This window comes from Streptomyces sp. NPDC028928 (genome assembly GCF_055564915.1).
In genome coordinates this window covers 369,984-384,204 of sequence record NZ_JBVHVI010000005.1, presented here as the reverse complement: position 1 = coordinate 384,204, position 14,221 = coordinate 369,984, and the positions used below count along the sequence as shown (strand labels likewise).

14 protein-coding genes are annotated in these 14,221 nt (G+C 74.2%); 8 read left to right on the top strand and 6 right to left on the bottom strand.

The annotated features are described in order from the left end of the window. Window positions 1-44: 44 nt before the first annotated feature. Together ACZ4U1_RS15130 and ACZ4U1_RS15125 are read left to right on the top strand one after the other, a co-directional pair. A complete protein-coding gene (locus ACZ4U1_RS15130; protein ID WP_467903377.1) occupies window positions 45-893 on the top strand; it encodes a hypothetical protein in 849 nt (282 codons plus the stop codon). Window positions 894-969: 76 nt separating this feature from the next. Continuing rightward, window positions 970-2,070: a trypsin-like serine peptidase gene (locus ACZ4U1_RS15125; RefSeq protein ID WP_467903376.1), complete on the top strand. Its 1,101-nt coding sequence runs from the start codon at window positions 970-972 to the stop codon at window positions 2,068-2,070. Window positions 2,071-2,399: 329 nt separating this feature from the next. Here the strand turns inward: ACZ4U1_RS15125 and ACZ4U1_RS15120 are convergent, their stop codons facing one another. Continuing rightward, window positions 2,400-2,543 (bottom strand): hypothetical protein, encoded by a 144-nt coding sequence (locus ACZ4U1_RS15120; RefSeq protein ID WP_467903375.1) that lies wholly within the window; start codon window positions 2,541-2,543, stop codon window positions 2,400-2,402. A 61-nt stretch (window positions 2,544-2,604) separates the two neighbouring features. Here ACZ4U1_RS15120 and ACZ4U1_RS15115 point away from each other — a divergent pair, with 61 nt between their 5' ends. Next, on the top strand, window positions 2,605-3,378 hold the full coding sequence (locus ACZ4U1_RS15115) for a maleylpyruvate isomerase N-terminal domain-containing protein (RefSeq protein ID WP_467903373.1): 774 nt from the start codon (window positions 2,605-2,607) through the stop codon (window positions 3,376-3,378). A gap of 272 nt (window positions 3,379-3,650) precedes the next feature. On the opposite strand, the gene ACZ4U1_RS15110 is transcribed toward ACZ4U1_RS15115, so the two are convergent. Further along, window positions 3,651-4,184 carry a 2'-5' RNA ligase family protein gene (locus ACZ4U1_RS15110; RefSeq protein ID WP_467903371.1) on the bottom strand — a complete coding sequence of 178 codons (534 nt, stop codon included), beginning with the start codon at window positions 4,182-4,184 and terminating at the stop codon, window positions 3,651-3,653. A gap of 555 nt (window positions 4,185-4,739) precedes the next feature. Between ACZ4U1_RS15110 and ACZ4U1_RS15105 the strand changes: the two genes are divergently transcribed. Beyond that, window positions 4,740-4,961 carry a helix-turn-helix domain-containing protein gene (locus ACZ4U1_RS15105; RefSeq protein ID WP_467903370.1) on the top strand — a complete coding sequence of 74 codons (222 nt, stop codon included), beginning with the start codon at window positions 4,740-4,742 and terminating at the stop codon, window positions 4,959-4,961. A 20-nt stretch (window positions 4,962-4,981) separates the two neighbouring features. Here the strand turns inward: ACZ4U1_RS15105 and ACZ4U1_RS15100 are convergent, their stop codons facing one another. The 4 genes from ACZ4U1_RS15100 to ACZ4U1_RS15085 are packed head-to-tail and all read right to left on the bottom strand — an operon-like array spanning window position 4,982 to window position 9,144. Further along, window positions 4,982-5,590 carry a hypothetical protein gene (locus ACZ4U1_RS15100; RefSeq protein WP_467903369.1) on the bottom strand — a complete coding sequence of 203 codons (609 nt, stop codon included), beginning with the start codon at window positions 5,588-5,590 and terminating at the stop codon, window positions 4,982-4,984. A gap of 46 nt (window positions 5,591-5,636) precedes the next feature. Further along, the gene (locus tag ACZ4U1_RS15095) at window positions 5,637-7,193 is read right to left on the bottom strand and encodes an FAD-dependent oxidoreductase (protein WP_467903368.1); all 1,557 of its coding nucleotides are present in this window, start codon (window positions 7,191-7,193) and stop codon (window positions 5,637-5,639) included. Further along, window positions 7,190-7,909: a class I SAM-dependent methyltransferase gene (locus ACZ4U1_RS15090; protein ID WP_467903367.1), complete on the bottom strand. Its 720-nt coding sequence runs from the start codon at window positions 7,907-7,909 to the stop codon at window positions 7,190-7,192. Before ACZ4U1_RS15090 ends, ACZ4U1_RS15095 begins: the two co-directional genes overlap by 4 nt. Window positions 7,910-7,956: 47 nt before the next feature. Then, entirely contained in the window at window positions 7,957-9,144 is a 1,188-nt protein-coding gene (locus ACZ4U1_RS15085) for a lycopene cyclase family protein (protein WP_467903540.1), read from the bottom strand. Between the two features lie 244 nt (window positions 9,145-9,388). Here ACZ4U1_RS15085 and ACZ4U1_RS15080 point away from each other — a divergent pair, with 244 nt between their 5' ends. Genes ACZ4U1_RS15080 through ACZ4U1_RS15065 form a run of 4 tightly spaced genes read left to right on the top strand, consistent with a single transcriptional unit; the run spans window position 9,389 to window position 14,197 of the window. Beyond that, the gene (locus ACZ4U1_RS15080) at window positions 9,389-10,663 is read left to right on the top strand and encodes a polyprenyl synthetase family protein (protein WP_467903365.1); all 1,275 of its coding nucleotides are present in this window, start codon (window positions 9,389-9,391) and stop codon (window positions 10,661-10,663) included. Continuing rightward, window positions 10,660-12,192: a phytoene desaturase family protein gene (gene crtI / locus ACZ4U1_RS15075; RefSeq protein ID WP_467903363.1), complete on the top strand. Its 1,533-nt coding sequence runs from the start codon at window positions 10,660-10,662 to the stop codon at window positions 12,190-12,192. Before ACZ4U1_RS15080 ends, crtI begins: the two co-directional genes overlap by 4 nt. Then, window positions 12,189-13,202, top strand: coding sequence for a phytoene/squalene synthase family protein (locus ACZ4U1_RS15070; protein ID WP_467903362.1), 1,014 nt, complete (start codon window positions 12,189-12,191; stop codon window positions 13,200-13,202). The genes crtI and ACZ4U1_RS15070 overlap by 4 nt, the downstream gene beginning before the upstream one ends. Then, window positions 13,199-14,197 (top strand): DUF5914 domain-containing protein, encoded by a 999-nt coding sequence (locus tag ACZ4U1_RS15065; protein WP_467903361.1) that lies wholly within the window; start codon window positions 13,199-13,201, stop codon window positions 14,195-14,197. The genes ACZ4U1_RS15070 and ACZ4U1_RS15065 overlap by 4 nt, the downstream gene beginning before the upstream one ends. Window positions 14,198-14,221 lie beyond the last annotated feature (24 nt).

Sequence of the window (14,221 nt, the reverse complement as noted above, 5' to 3'; positions counted from 1 at the left end):
GGACCCGCCAACCCCTCCGTCCCCCGACAGACAGGCAACCGTACATGAACAGACGACTGTGCACTCTCCTGCTGAGCCTCGTGGTCCTCTGGACCGTCGGAGCCGGTGCCGGTGCCGGTGCCGCCCAAGCGGATGAGGGCAAGCGCGTCCACAACGCGATGCAAATCGTCTTCAGCCCGTCGATGTCCTACCCCTTCTGCACGATCGGCGCGGTGGGCAACGACAAGTACGGGCATCGGATCGCCATTTCCGCCGGCCACTGCCTCAGGGACGCCGCCTACGCGGACCGCGAGATCCACGACGACGTGGCGCCCGTCTACGACCGCGCGGACACCGGCTTCGGTCCGATCGGGTACGTGCGCTACTTCAAGGACCCCGAGGGCTCGCAGACGGGTCACATGACCAAGGACTACATGATCATCGAACTGGTCCCGCAGGTGACGCTCTCCTCGCAGGGCCCCTACCTGAAGCAGACCGGTGTGCTGGAGGTCCCCGGCGGAACCGCCAGCCCGAACGCCCCGGGACCCGCGCTCGACACCGAGCGGCTGCTCGCCACCGGTGACAACGAACTCGTCGTATCGGGTCAGACCGGCGTCTGGTTCGGCACCGTCATGGACAACACCGGAGGCATCTACCGCTCGGCGGCTGCGAACCTGACGGGCGACTCTGGCGGGCCGGCCGTCTGGCACGTACCGGGAAGCGAACTCCCCTCCCAGGACAACGGATTCCAGGCATCGGGCCCCTGGGCCGGGATCACCAAGGCGATCACCCTGTCCTTCCCACCGTTCGAGTACACCAGCTCGGCCAACATCCTCGCCGACCTGCGCGCCCGGGACGCCGCCGCCCCCGCAGGCGTCTACGGCGCGGGTTTCCAGGTGACCACCAACCCATGAGTCGGGCCGCCGGCCCGCACATCCTTCCGTCCGTCTGAACGGCCATCCCGAGGAAGGGAAGACATTGCTCATCGGCATGCCCTCACGACGTACGCTCACCACGGTCATAGGCCTGCTCGCGCTGGTGGCCGCGCTGCTCGCGACGGCGTCCCCGGCACGCGCCGACGTCGCCCCGTTCGAGCTCCGCCCGCTGGTACCGGCCGGTGCCGACTACCAGGACAGGCTCAGGGCGGAGGTGGACTACTGGACCCTGGGGAAGATGGCCGACGCCGGCCTCAACAACGAGGACGCCAACGCGACCCCGCCACCCGGTGGCTGGGACGATCTCAGCAAGCCGTGGCCGCGGGGACAGGGGCTGGTCTCGCGCACCGCCGGCAAGATATTCATGGAATACACGGACGTGGACACCGGCGCCGCCTCGACGTCCTCCTGCTCCGGCAACGTGGTCACCAGCGCCAACCGCAGCGTCGTGCTGACCGCCGCCCACTGCCTGCGCATCCACACCCCGCTCGACGTGGGCTTCGGAAACGTCGTCGCCACCAACATGGTCTTCGTACCGGCCTTCGACGGGAAGAACCTGCCGCGCGACCCCTCCGCCACGGGTCTTCCCGGCAGGGACATCGCCCCCTACGGGGTCTGGGGAGTGACCCGCCAGTGGATCACCCACACCTGGAGCCAGAGCGCCGACTGGCTGCTGGGGCGCGACATGGCCGCGGTCCTGGTCGACAACCCCGACGATCCGCGCCCCATCGGCGAGGTCACCGGAGGCCAGCAGGTCGCCTTCAACCAGCCGCAGAACCGGACCGCCCACGTCTTCGGCTACCCGACCATCAACGAGCGCAACTACTACCGCCCCGGCAACGTGCCCACCGCGCTCCAACGGACCTTCGACGGCCGGTCCCTGATGGCCACTCAGGGCACAACCCGGAACGACCCGGTCTACTACAACGACGTGATGGTCGGCGCCCAGTCGCCCGGTTGCAGCGGCGGCGCCCTGCTGCAGAACTTCGACCCTGCCACCGGCGCGGGCGTCCAGGTCGGAGTCTTCTCCCGCTACGACGACCCAGCCCAGATCATCGGCCTGCTCGGCTGGGTGCAAGGCCCCAACATGAGTGCCACCCACCTGGGTGCCGAGGAACAGGCCGTCTACGAAGCCGCCCAAGCTGTGGTGGCCTAGTACTGCAACGGTGCTTGCCGTCAGTGGAGGCCAGGTCGGTCGCGGTGTGGCTGTCGGTGGGTGAACTGGACGCTGTGCATGAGCGCTTCGTGCACCGCTTCGTGCCGCGCCCAGACGGCTCGCCCCGGGCGCCTCGCGTCGGTCCGCTCCGGCCGACCTCCGGGATCTGCGTATTCGGGGTACCCACGCGTACTGCCGAACGCGGCCGATTTCCCGGTCAGAGCACTAGCTCTCGTTTCACTCCTCTGGCGCTGACGCCGCCGGGCCGCACACTACTCGGGCCGCTGACATCGGCCAGGGGTGCGGATTGCTGGGAGTGACTTCGCAGGTCAAGCAGCGAGTTGGTAGCGGGCCCGGTGGTTGCGCTGGTGCTCTTGGCCCAGATGGTAGGTCCAACAGCGGTCGAAGTCGCCGTTGGCGAGCAGTTCGCCGAGTTTCAGGACGGCTTCGGCGCCGGCGCTCCGCCCGGCCATCGACGTGTTCGTCCGACAAATTCGCTACCCGGCGGCCGGAGCGCCGTGATACACAACCGACGTGCAAAACAACTTGGAGTTCCCCGAGGTCCTGCGGCTGATCGAAGACCGCTCGGCCGCGTTCCGCGCCGCGATCGCTTCCGCCCCCGACCTTGACGTCCAGGTCCCGACCTGCCCGGACTGGACGCTGCGGGAACTGGCGCAGCACCTCGGCGACGGCCGCCGTCGCCAGGCCGCCATCGTCGCGGCGGGCCCGGGCGCTGAGCCCCCGGCGAGGACGGACCCGAAGGGCGCCCCGACCGCGCCGCGCGACCGCGAAGCCCTGGACGCCTGGCTCGCCGAGTCGACCGAGCTCATGCTCGACGCGATGCGCGAGGCCGGCCCGGACCGCGGCTGCTGGACCTGGTGGGGCCGCTCGCAGGCCCCGGAGACCAGCGGAGCCGTGGCCCGGCACCAGATCCAGGAGATCGCCGTCCACACCTATGACGCCCAGCTCACCCAGAGGGCCGCACAGCCGCTGCCGACGGACGTCGCGGTCGAGGGTGTCGACGAGTTCCTGACGACCGTCTCGGCGACGACCGTCCCCTGGCCGTTCAAGCCGGCGACCATCGACCTGCACACGACCGAGGGCCGCTCCTGGCGCCTGACCCTCAACGCCGACGGCGTCCGCTGCGACGACCTCGCCGCCGACGCGGAGCCGGGCGACATGGTGATGCGGGGCGCAGCGAGCGAACTGGTCCTCTACTTCTACGAGCGCCTCCCGCTGGACGTCCTGGAGACCACCGGCGACACCGAGCCGATGGAGCAGCTCGCAGACTGGGACCCGAACGCGTAAAGCGTGCACTTGTGACGCATCTGTCGGTTGTGCGCGCGCTCCTGCGGGCGCAACTGGGCCCGGGGTTGCGGACATCGCGGCTGCGGGCAGGCTGCGGCCTGCTGTTGAGGTAGTTGTAGGGTGAGTGGCGAGGCTCGCCGTGGTAAGTGCCAGGGCGGACCGCTTCCGCCTTCCCGGAGCAGGTGTACAACTCACGGCGCCACCACCCGCGGTCCGTGCCAGGCGGGGTCTCAAGGCCGCGCGTGCCGTCAGAAGGCTCGAAGCCCCCTGCCTCAGGGGCGGGGCTCCAGCACCTCCAGGGCGCCGGTCTCGGTGTCGTAGCTGCGCAGGGTCGTGAGCCGGACCGACAGCGGCGGCGCCGGCAGCAACTCCAGAACCCGCCGGCCGGTGAAGGCACCGGCCCGCCGGGTCCGGCCGAGGGTGATGTGCGGACTCCAGCGCCCGGGTTCATGGAAGGGGCTGAGGGTCTTGGGCGGGCTGTCCGATGCCACCGCCTCCCACACCCGGCGGTGCAAGCCGGCCAGTGCCGAGTCCAGGTCCAGGGCCCAGGCCAGCACCGAGGTGGGCCGCTCGAAGCGGACCACGCCGGTGAACGCCGCCGACAGCGGCAGTGCAGCGGCCACCTCGGCTAGCTCCCAGCGGATCGGGGCAGTCAGCTCCGGGCAGGCAGCCAGGGTGAGGTGCGGACTGTTGGACGGTGAGCGGTGGCGCGCCTGACTGGGCAGCCCCGCGTCCGCAAGCCGCCGCCAGGCCACCCGGACCGCCAGCTCTCCCGCCTCGTCCAACAGGAGTTCCACCGTGCGCACCGCCCCAGCCTATCCAGCGATCGTTTACGGCTCCGCCGGGTGAAGCGCGGTCCTGGTAGGGCGCGTCCCCAGGTGCTCCCGCAGGTCGCGGGGGCTCGTCCGTGCGGTTCGCCGGCACCCGCAGCTGACCGCGCGCCGCGCGGACCGTGGCGGGGAGGCGCGGATGCCCCTGGGCGGGAGCCTCGGGGGCCGGCGCCGAGCGTGCGCTGGATGGTCACGGCGGCCCTCACGGGGGCTGCCGTGCATCAGGCGGCGCCAGGATGCCTGTAGGTGATGCCAACGTCTCCGGCAGAGGGTGTGGCCGGTCATGTGGCACCAGGCGGGCAGGTCGAGCGGCGCGGCCGGGTCGGTGGCGATGACGCCGTGGCAGGTGACCGTCCGTACAGTGCCCCGGCCCAGCGGTAGGTCAGGCCGACCACTGCCGTGCGCCCGGAGGCGGCCTGGTCGGCCTGGCACAGGGAAGAGTCACCTGGCTCCGCGACCGGTACGTCGACATGGATCGCGGCGAGGTGGGCAATCGGTGATCACGTCTCGATGTCGCGAGAGGAGATCTTCGTGCCCAAGGGAAAGTGGATCACTGGTACCGCACGCGAGGAACTGGCTGACGACCTGAAACGGGAGTACGAGCAGGGACGGTCGATCCGCGCCATAGCCGAGGCCCATGGCCGGTCGTACGGGTTCGTGCACCGCGTGCTCACCGAGGCGGGCGTGTCGCTCAGGCCCCGGGGCGGCGACATCCACAGCCGGCCGTCCGGTCGGCGGGCCGGGAACAGCTGAGCAGCCGGCGGCCCGGTCTGTCATCCGAACCAGACCACCAGCCGTACGTTGTCGTCCCCGTGGACGTCGGCGAGGTCGCGCATCGCCTCCCACAGCCGGGCCCAGGGCGGCTCGTCGGGGGGCGCGAGCATGCGGGCCGTGAGGACGACGGGGCGGTACACCGCGCCGTTCAGCCGTACCTCGCCGCCCGGCGGCCACTCGGACGGGGCGAGCAGGAAGCGGTCGCCGAAGATCTCGGCCGCTGCCTCCCCCAGGTCGGGCGTGGCCCGGACGACGTCGTGCAGGACCAGTCCGTGCTCGCCCGGCCGCCATTCGCCGGCCCAGTACCAGGCGGGTCCGTCGGTGACCGGAGCGTCCCAGTCGGCGGCCATGACGTCGGCCCAGGTGGCATGCGTGTGGCCGTGCTGGAAGTCGCCGAGGGCGGCCTCCCGTACCGCGGCCGAGACGTCGTCCGGAATGCCGCGGTTCGCGAAGAGCGGACGGTCGATGGTCTCGGACCCCCCGACGTCGAAGAGACACCCCCACGCGTCGTCGTCCCGTCCGAGCCGGAGGTCGAGCACATCGGCCTCGACGCGCCAGCCGTGTCCGAGGGGGCGGCACTCGATCACTCCGTCGATGTCCGTTCCCATGCCGACGGACACTACCGAAGTCCGGCCGCGCCCCGGACCGCCGACCTCACCCGCTCACCCATCCCGCCAAGCCCCGCAGGACGGCGCTGCGGCCGCGGTCCGGAACCGTCCAGAGGGTCTGCCCGGCCACGCCCCACTGTTCCAGCAGCGCGTTGGCGGCCAGGAAGCCGGTCGTCGCGGCGCGTTCCATCAGCGCCACGGGAAGCTCGCTGCGCACCAGGTCACCGGCCACCATCACGCTCGGGTCGGGGGTGCGCACCGTCGGCCGGTCGAGGTGGCCGCCGACCGGGAACAGGGGGCAGTCCTGACGCCACTCGTGGCGGGCGTCGACGACGGTGGCCTCGCTCGTCTCCGGGTAGACCCGGTGCAACTGGTCGACGAGGCGCTTGACCTCGACGTCCCGGGGCGACCGGGCCGGCAGCGCGTAGGCGTGGAGCTCCACCACCGACCCTCCGGTGCGTGCCGCCCACCGGGCGGCCTCGTCCTCCCAGCGTTCCAGGACGCTGATGTTGTCCAGGGAGCCGAACCCGCTGGTGCCCAGGAAGCCCGGCCGGTCGGGCGCGACAGGCCGGTCCAGCCACAGGCGGGTGACCAGGAAGGGCGGGGCCTCGCGCAGCCGGGCGATCCGGGCCCGCCAGGGAGCATCGCCCAGCCGCTCCGAGCGGGCGACGAGGGAGCGCAGTCCCGCGGTGTCCAGCGCGAGGACGACACCGTCGTGGCGTGTGTCGTCCCGGCCGGTACCGATCCGGTGGCCACCGTCGCGCGCGGGCTCGACGTGTTCGACGGGTGTGCAGGTGCGCACTACGGCGCCATGCCCCTTCAGGTATGCGGCGAGCGGTTCCCACAGGGCTGTCGGGAAGGGGGCTCGGGGCACGTCGAAGAGCAGGCCCTCGGAGGAGCCGAGGAAGTAGATGTGGAACATCAGGGCGAGTTCCGCCGCCGACAGCTGTCGCGGGTCGGCGAAGAAGCTGCGGGAGAACACCTCGAAGGCCAGATGCCGGGCCCGGTCCGGGAAGCGGACGGAGTCCAGGAAGTCGTGCGCGCTCATGTCGTCCAGGCGGGCGTGGACGCCGGGCACGCGGACGTCGAACAGCGGAAGGGCCGCGACCGGGTCCAGGGCGCGCAGGTCCCGCAGCCCGAACGAGGGACTGAGCAGGGCGAAGCCGAGTGCGCTGAACGGCGGGGTGCGCGGCACGTGCCGGAAGCCGTCCCGTGTTCCGTCGGCGTGGAGCAGGGGGTAGTCCGGCAGGCCGGTGAGCCGCTCCAGGGCGGGGTCGGTACGGCGCAGCAGTCCGCGCAGGTTGTAGTACTGGCGGAAGAACGCGTGGAAGCCCCGGCTCATCGTCACCGCGGTGCCGTCCCGCAGTCGGGTGGGCCACCCGCCGACGCGCCCGCCGAGGTAGGCCTGGCGCTCGTACAGCGTGACGGCCACGCCGCGCTCGGCCAGCGCGGTGGCGGCGGCGAGCCCGGCGATGCCGCCTCCGACGACGGCCACCGTGGGACGCGCGCCCTCGACGCGCCGCCTGCCCGGGGGCGCGGGCAGCACGCGGGCCCGCCGGTCCCGCCCGCGTCGGGCGGCCGCCCGGCGTGCCGGGCCGGTCATCGCCCGGTCTCCGGGCGCCGGGCGACGAAGGTGTGGGCGATGCCCGTCTGCCAGCCCGGCAGGGGCAGGGCCCGCACCCGGTCGAAGCCGGCCGCCCGCAGCCGGTGCGCGAAGCGGTCGGCGGTGTCGAACTCGACCACGCTGCGCCACAGGTGGCGGTAGAGTGCCCCGTCGCCGAGGACGGTCGCCGCGGGCTGGACGATGCCGCGGCACACCAGGGTCCACACCGCTCGGTCGGCGCGGCGCCCGCTGAGGGTGTACTCGTGCACGCCGAGCCGTCCGCCGGGCGACAGCAGCTCGCGCACGGCGGTGAGGACGGCGTCGGGGTCGTCGACGTTGCGCAGCAGGTAGGCGGCGAAGACCGCGTCGAACGGTCCGGTCACGCCCGCCTCGGCCAGGCCCTCCGCCGGTGCGTGCACGAAGGTCACGTCGCGAGCCCACGGCTTGGCGGCGGCCCGCTCCAGCATGCCGGCGGAGGCGTCCACGGCCGTGATGTGCGCGGCCGGCAGCGCGGAGCGCAGCGCGGCGGTCGAGGCGCCCGTGCCGCAGCCGAGGTCGAGCAGGCGCAGGCCCTCGCCGTACCCGGGCAGGCCGAGCCGGCGTACCGAGCGCCGCAGGTGGGCGTGGTAGCCGGGGTTGGCGGCCACCAGCGCGTCGTAGCTGCGGGAGGCGTGGTCGAAGGCGGCGGCGAGGTCCTCGTCGCGCAGCAGGGTCATGCGGTCTCCAGGGTGCGGCGGGTCGGGTGGTCGACGGGGTCGGGGTTTCACGGGGAGGGGCGGCGGGGCAGGCCGGGCAGTTCCAGCGCCGCGCGGAGCATCGGCCCGATCGGGGTGTACAGGCCGATGGCCAGGTCCTCGTGCAGGCGGGTGTCGCCGTCCAGGAACCGCAGCAGCCGGTTCATGGGGACGTGCGCGAAGAGCCGGCTGAACAGGGCGGGCCCGTCGACCCGGCCGCCGGCCAGGGCGCGCAGCAGCACGGCGTCCATGGCGCGGGCCCGGGCGGAGTGCGCGGGCGGCGGCACCGGGCGGCGTCCCCGGCGCAAGGAGGCGGCGATGGCCCGCGTCTGACGCTGGAGGCCGGCGAAGGTGTAACCGGTCGCGGGGCGGGTGGCGCCGCCGGCGGCCCCGATACGGAAGACCGAGGCGCCGCTCTGCCGGGCGAAGGCGGCGTCCGTCATCGGGATGACCCCGGTCTCGGTGGCGAGGATCCGCCGGTCGCCGAGGCGCAGGACGTCGTCGGCGTAGTGCCGTACCGCTGCCTCGTAGCCGCTCGCCGTCAGGGTGCGCGGGGAGAACTCGGTGTACTCCACGAGCGCCTCGTGCGGTCCGGTGGGCAGCACGTACCCGAAGGACAGGCCGTCGGCGGGCTGCGGGGTGCGGAAGTCCATCAGCTCCGCGACAGCGGGGTCGAAGGCCGGGCGTCGTGTGCGCACGAACCAGCCGTGGAAGTGCTGGAGGAGCGTGGTGCGCGCGGCCGGCAGGCTGCCCAGGGGGCGGGAGTCCAGGACCCAGCGCGCCGTGAGGACGCGGCGGGTGCCGTGAGCGTCCCGCAGGTGGACGCGGGCGCCGCCGGTGACGTCCTCCACCGTCTCCACGGTGGCCTCCACGCGCCGCACGTTCGGGCTGTCCGCCAGCTCCCGGCCGACCAGCTCCTCGAAGTCGTCGGAGCGGATCATCTTGTACCGCAGGGGCGCCAGGTCGCCCTCGATAGGGTCGCCGGCCGGCGGGCGCACCCGCAGCCGCCGCCAGCGGCCCGACACCGCGGCGTCGAAGCGGCCGCCTTCCGGTTCCCAGAAGCACCATGTCCGCCGCGGTGGGCGCAAGGGGCCGGGCGGCGCGCTCACCAGCACGACGGACGGTGTGAGCAGCCCCGGTACCCGCCCGGTCAGCCGGTGGGCCAGGGAGAGTCCCGCGGCTCCCGCCCCGAGCACCGCCACGTCCGCTTCCAGCACCACGGTTCCCTCCTGGCCGCGCCCCGGCGGCCTCGCCCGTCTTCGCTCGCCGCCGGTATCGCCGCCGGTATTCCGGCCCGTGTGCCCGAACGGATGCGGGTCACTCGTCCGCGGCGGCCGACGGGGGAACACATCACGCGGCCGCGCTCCCGCGCGTCGCCGGCCCCTGCCGCATCCGTGCCCGGCGTACCCGCCGAAGCCCGGGGTGACGGAGAGAAACGTGTGCACGACGAGAGGAACCGGGATGAGCCCCACTCAGGCGAAGGAACACCACGGCGCGGCGCCGCCGCCCGTCCCGCGCCTGCTTCCCGTGCCGGGTTCGCCCGTCCGGACGCACCCGGACGGGGGGATCGGCGGGGTCCGGTCCGGTGCGGAGGAAGCCGCGGGTACGCCGCAGGACGTGACCGTCGTCGACGCCGACGTGCCCGCCGCCGTCGGCCGGGTCCTCGACCGTGTCCTCGATGAGCGCGTCACCCGCGCGCACACCGTGGACGAACTGTTCGCCACCGACCTGGCGGAGCGTGTCGCGCGCTTCACCCGGGACGGGGGCAAGCGCACCCGGTCCCAGTTGCTGTGGTGGTCGCTGCGCGCCTGCGACGGTGCCGACCGGGGGCGAGTGGAGACAGCCCTGCGGATCGGTGCGGCGCTCGAACTGCTGCAGACGTGCGCCCTGGTCCACGACGACGTCATGGACGCCTCCCCGGTGCGGCGCGGGCGGCCCGCGCTCCACGCCGGTCTGCGCGCCCGGTACGCCACGCCCGCGTCCGCCGCCGGCGTGGGACGGTTCGGGGACGCGGCCGGCATCCTGGCCGGCGATCTGGCGCTGGCCTGGGCGGACGACCTGGTGGCCGAGACTCCCCTGGAGCCGTCGGCGGCGCAGCCGGTGCGGCGGCTGTGGAGCGACATGCGCACGGAGATGGTGGCCGGCCAGTACCTGGACGTGCAGGGCCAGGTCACCGCCGACCACTCCGCGCCGCGCGCCCTGCGCACTGCCTGTCTCAAGAGCGCCCTGTACTCCGTGGCGCGCCCGCTCGCGCTGGGGGCCGCCCTGGCGGGCGCCGACGACGCGACCCGGCGGGCGCTGGACGCGGCCGGCCGCCGCGTCGGCATGGCCTTCCAGCTGCGCGACGACCTGGACGACCTCTTCGGCGATCCCCGGCGGACCGGCAAGAGCCACGGCGCGGACGTCCGCGAGGGCAAGCCGACCTATGTGATCGCCCTGACGCGGGCCCGGGCCGCCGCGGCCGGCGACCATCGCGCCCTGGACGTGGTGGACAGGGCGCTCCAGGACGCCGGCCTGACGCCGGCGGCCCTGGACGAGGTGCGGGACGTGGTGGAGGCCACCGGTGCCCGGGACCTGGTCGAGAAGAAGATCGCCCGCCTGGTGGCGCAGGGGCTGCGGCACTTCGACGGGGCGCTGCTCGACCCGCAGGGCGGGAGCCGGCTGCGGGGGCTGCTCGGCTCCGCGGCCGACGGCGCGCACGCCGCATCGCCGCGCGGGCGGGAGCCGCGGCGGTGACCCGTACGCTGCCCGGCCGCACCGACCACGTCGTGGTCGTGGGGGCGGGGCTCGCCGGGCTGTCGGCAGCGCTGCACCTGCTGGGCGCCGGACGCCGGGTGACCGTCGTGGAACGGGAGGCGCTGCCCGGCGGGCGGGCCGGCCGCCTCGAACTCGGCGGCTACCGCATCGACACCGGGCCCACCGTGCTGACCATGCCGGACCTGGCCGACGAGGCCTTCGCGGCCGTCGGCGACAGCCTGGGCAAGCGGGTGGACCTGATTCCCCTGCACCCGGCCTACCGCGCCCGCTTCGCCGACGGCGGCACCCTGGACGTGCACACCGACGCGGACGCCATGGCCGCCGAGGTGGAACGCTTCGCCGGACCCGGTGAGGCGGCCGGGTACCTGCGGTTGCGTGACTGGCTGACGCGGCTGTACCGAGCGCAGATGCGCCGGTTCATCGACGCCAACTTCGACTCGCCGCTCGGCCTCCTCAACGGCGACCTCGCCCGGCTGGCGGCCCTCGGTGGCTTCGGCCGGCTCGACGCCCGTATCGGCCGCTTCCTCCGTGACGAGCGGCTGCGCCGCGTCTTCACCTTCCAGGCGCTCTACGCGGGCGTGCCACCCGCCCGCGCACTGGCCGCCTACGCCGTCATCGCCTACATGGACACCGTCTCCGGCGTGTACTTCCCCCGGGGCGGTGTGCACGCCCTGCCGCGGGCGATGGCGGACGCCGCCGCCGAGGCGGGCGCCGAGCTGCGGTTCGGCCAGGAGGTGACGCGACTGGAGCGGTCGGGAGACCGCGTCAGCGCCGTCGTCACCGATCGCGACCGCTTTCCCTGCGACGCGGTCGTCCTCACCCCGGACCTGCCCGTCACCTACCGTCTCCTGGGCCGCCGTCCCCGGCGCCCGCTGCGGCTGCGGCACGCGCCGTCGGCGGTGGTGCTGCACGCGGGCACGGACCGCACCTGGCCGCACCTGGCCCACCACACCCTGTCGTTCGGGGCCGCGTGGCGCGGCACCTTCGCCGAACTCACCCGCACGGGCCGGCTGATGAGCGATCCCTCCCTGCTCATCACCCGCCCCACCGCCACCGACCCCGGCCTCGCTCCCCCGGGACGCCATCTGCACTACGTCCTCGCGCCCTGCCCGAACACCGACCTCGGCCCGGGCCCCGCCGAGTGGACCGCTCTGGCCCCGCGCTACCGGGCGGCGCTGCTGCGGGAGCTGGAACGGCGTGGCTTCGACGGCTTCGAGGCCGCGATCGAGGAGGAGTGCCTGGTCACGCCCGCCACCTGGCACGCTCAGGGCCACGCCGCCGGCACGCCCTTCTCCGCGGCCCACACCTTCGCCCAGACCGGCCCGTTCCGGCCCCGCAACCTGGTGCGCGGCACCGAGAACGCCGTTCTCGCCGGCTGCGGCACCACCCCGGGCGTGGGCGTGCCGACCGTGCTGCTGTCGGGGAAGCTCGCCGCCGCACGCGTCACCGGTCCGTCCGACGGCCGCCGTACACGGCCCTGCGCCCCTTCGAAGGAGAGCACGGCATGACCGACCGGGAACTGGACGCGGCCGGGATCGGCGACCCCGGGCTGCGCGCGGCGTACCGCCACTGCCGCGCCCTCAACGCGCGGCACGGCAAGACGTACTTCCTCGCCACCCGGCTGCTGCCCGTCGGACGCAGGCCCGCCGTGCACGCGCTGTACGGCTTCGCCCGCTGGGCCGACGACATCGTGGACACCCGCGACCCCGCGGGGGACACCGGCCGGCGCGTGGCCGCGCTGACGGAGCTGCGCGGCGCCCTGCGGACGGGGCTGCGCGACGGGAACAGCCGCGAGCCGGTGGTGCTCGCCCTGGCCGACACCGCGCGCCGCTACGGCATCGAGCACGGGTACTTCCACGACTTCATGACCGCCATGCGCGCCGACCTCACGGTCACCGACTACGCCACCTACGCCGACCTGCGCGGGTACACGTACGGCTCGGCCGCCGTGATCGGGCTGCAGATGCTGCCCGTGCTGGGCACGGTGGTGCCGCGCGAGGAGGCGGCGCCGTACGCCGCGGCGCTGGGCGTCGCGTTCCAGCTGAGCAACTTCCTGCGGGACGTGGGCGAGGACCTGGACCGCGGCCGTGTCTATCTGCCCGCGGACCTGCTCGCCGGCCACGGCGTCGACCGGGAGCTGCTGCGCTGGAGCCGGGACTCGGGCCGGCCCGACCGCCGGATCACGGCCGCGCTCAGGGAGTTCGAGGCGCTGACCCGCGGCGTGTACCGGCAGGCGGCGCCGGGCATCGGCATGCTCGACCCGGTGTCACGCCCCTGCATCCGCACCGCGTTCGTCCTGTACGGCGGCATCCTGGACGCCGTCGCCCGGGACGGTTGGTCGGTGCTGCACCGCCGCGCGGTGGTCCCGCGCCGGCGCCGTGCCGTGGTCGCCGCCGACGGACTCGCCCGGGTGGCCGCCGCGCGGCTGCGGGCCCGACGCGCGCTGCCCGCGGTCCCGCCGTCACCGGCCGCCGCACCCGTGACACCGAGCCGTCCCGTCCCCGAGGAGGTCGCGTGAGCCCCCGCCGCAGCCCGCTCTCCGTGCGCCGCCGGGCCGTGCCGTGGCACCGCCAGCGGCCCACCTGGCGCGAGGCGCGGCCCGCGGTGATCGCGCAGGCGCTGAAACGGGCCCAGGCGCGCCCGTCGGGGAACTGGTACGTCGTCGGTGCCGCCCGTGACCTGCGGGCCGACCGCCCCTTGGCATGCACCGTCGCGGGCCGTGAGGTGGTCGTCTGGCGGGGCCCCGACGGCGGTCTCGTGGGCGGCCCCGGCATGTGCCCCCATCTGGGGGCACCGCTGCGGGACAGCCCGGTGCGCTGCGGCACCCTGGTGTGCCACTGGCACGGGCTCGCCCTCGACGGCGGCCCCCGCGCGGGGTGGGCGCCGCTGCCGGTGCACGACGACGGTGCCCTGGTGTGGGTACGGCTCGACGCGGTCGGCGGGGAGGCGCCCCTGGACGCGCCGGTCGTACGGGGGCGGCCCGACCCCGAGCGCTGTCTGACGGCCGTCTACGCCGGTCGCGGCGTCTGCGAGCCCGAGGACGTCGTGGCCAACCGGCTGGACCCGTGGCACGGCGCCTGGTTCCATCCGTACTCGTTCGCCGACCTCACCGTCGTCGGCTCCCCCGAGGGCGACGCGGAGGGCGACGACGACGCCTTCACCGTCGATGTCTCGTTCAAGGTGGCGGGACGGCTGGTGGTGCCGGTGCGGGCCGTGTTCACCGCTCCGGAACCGCGCACGGTCGTCATGCGCATCGTCGCGGGCGAGGGGGCGGGGTCGGTGGTCGAGACGCACGCCACCCCGCTCGGCGCGGACGAGCACGGCAGGCCGCGTACGGCGGTGACCGAGGCGGTGCTGGCCTCCTCCGACCGCTCCGGTTTCGCCGTCGTCCGGCGCGCCGCCCCGCTGCTGCGCCCGCTCGTACGCACCGCGGCGGGCCGCCTCTGGCGCGACGACCTCGCCTACGCCGAACGCCGCTGGGAGCTGCGCTCCACGGGGCGCTTCCCCGGGTGAGCCGTGATGGCGGTCAGGGAGCCG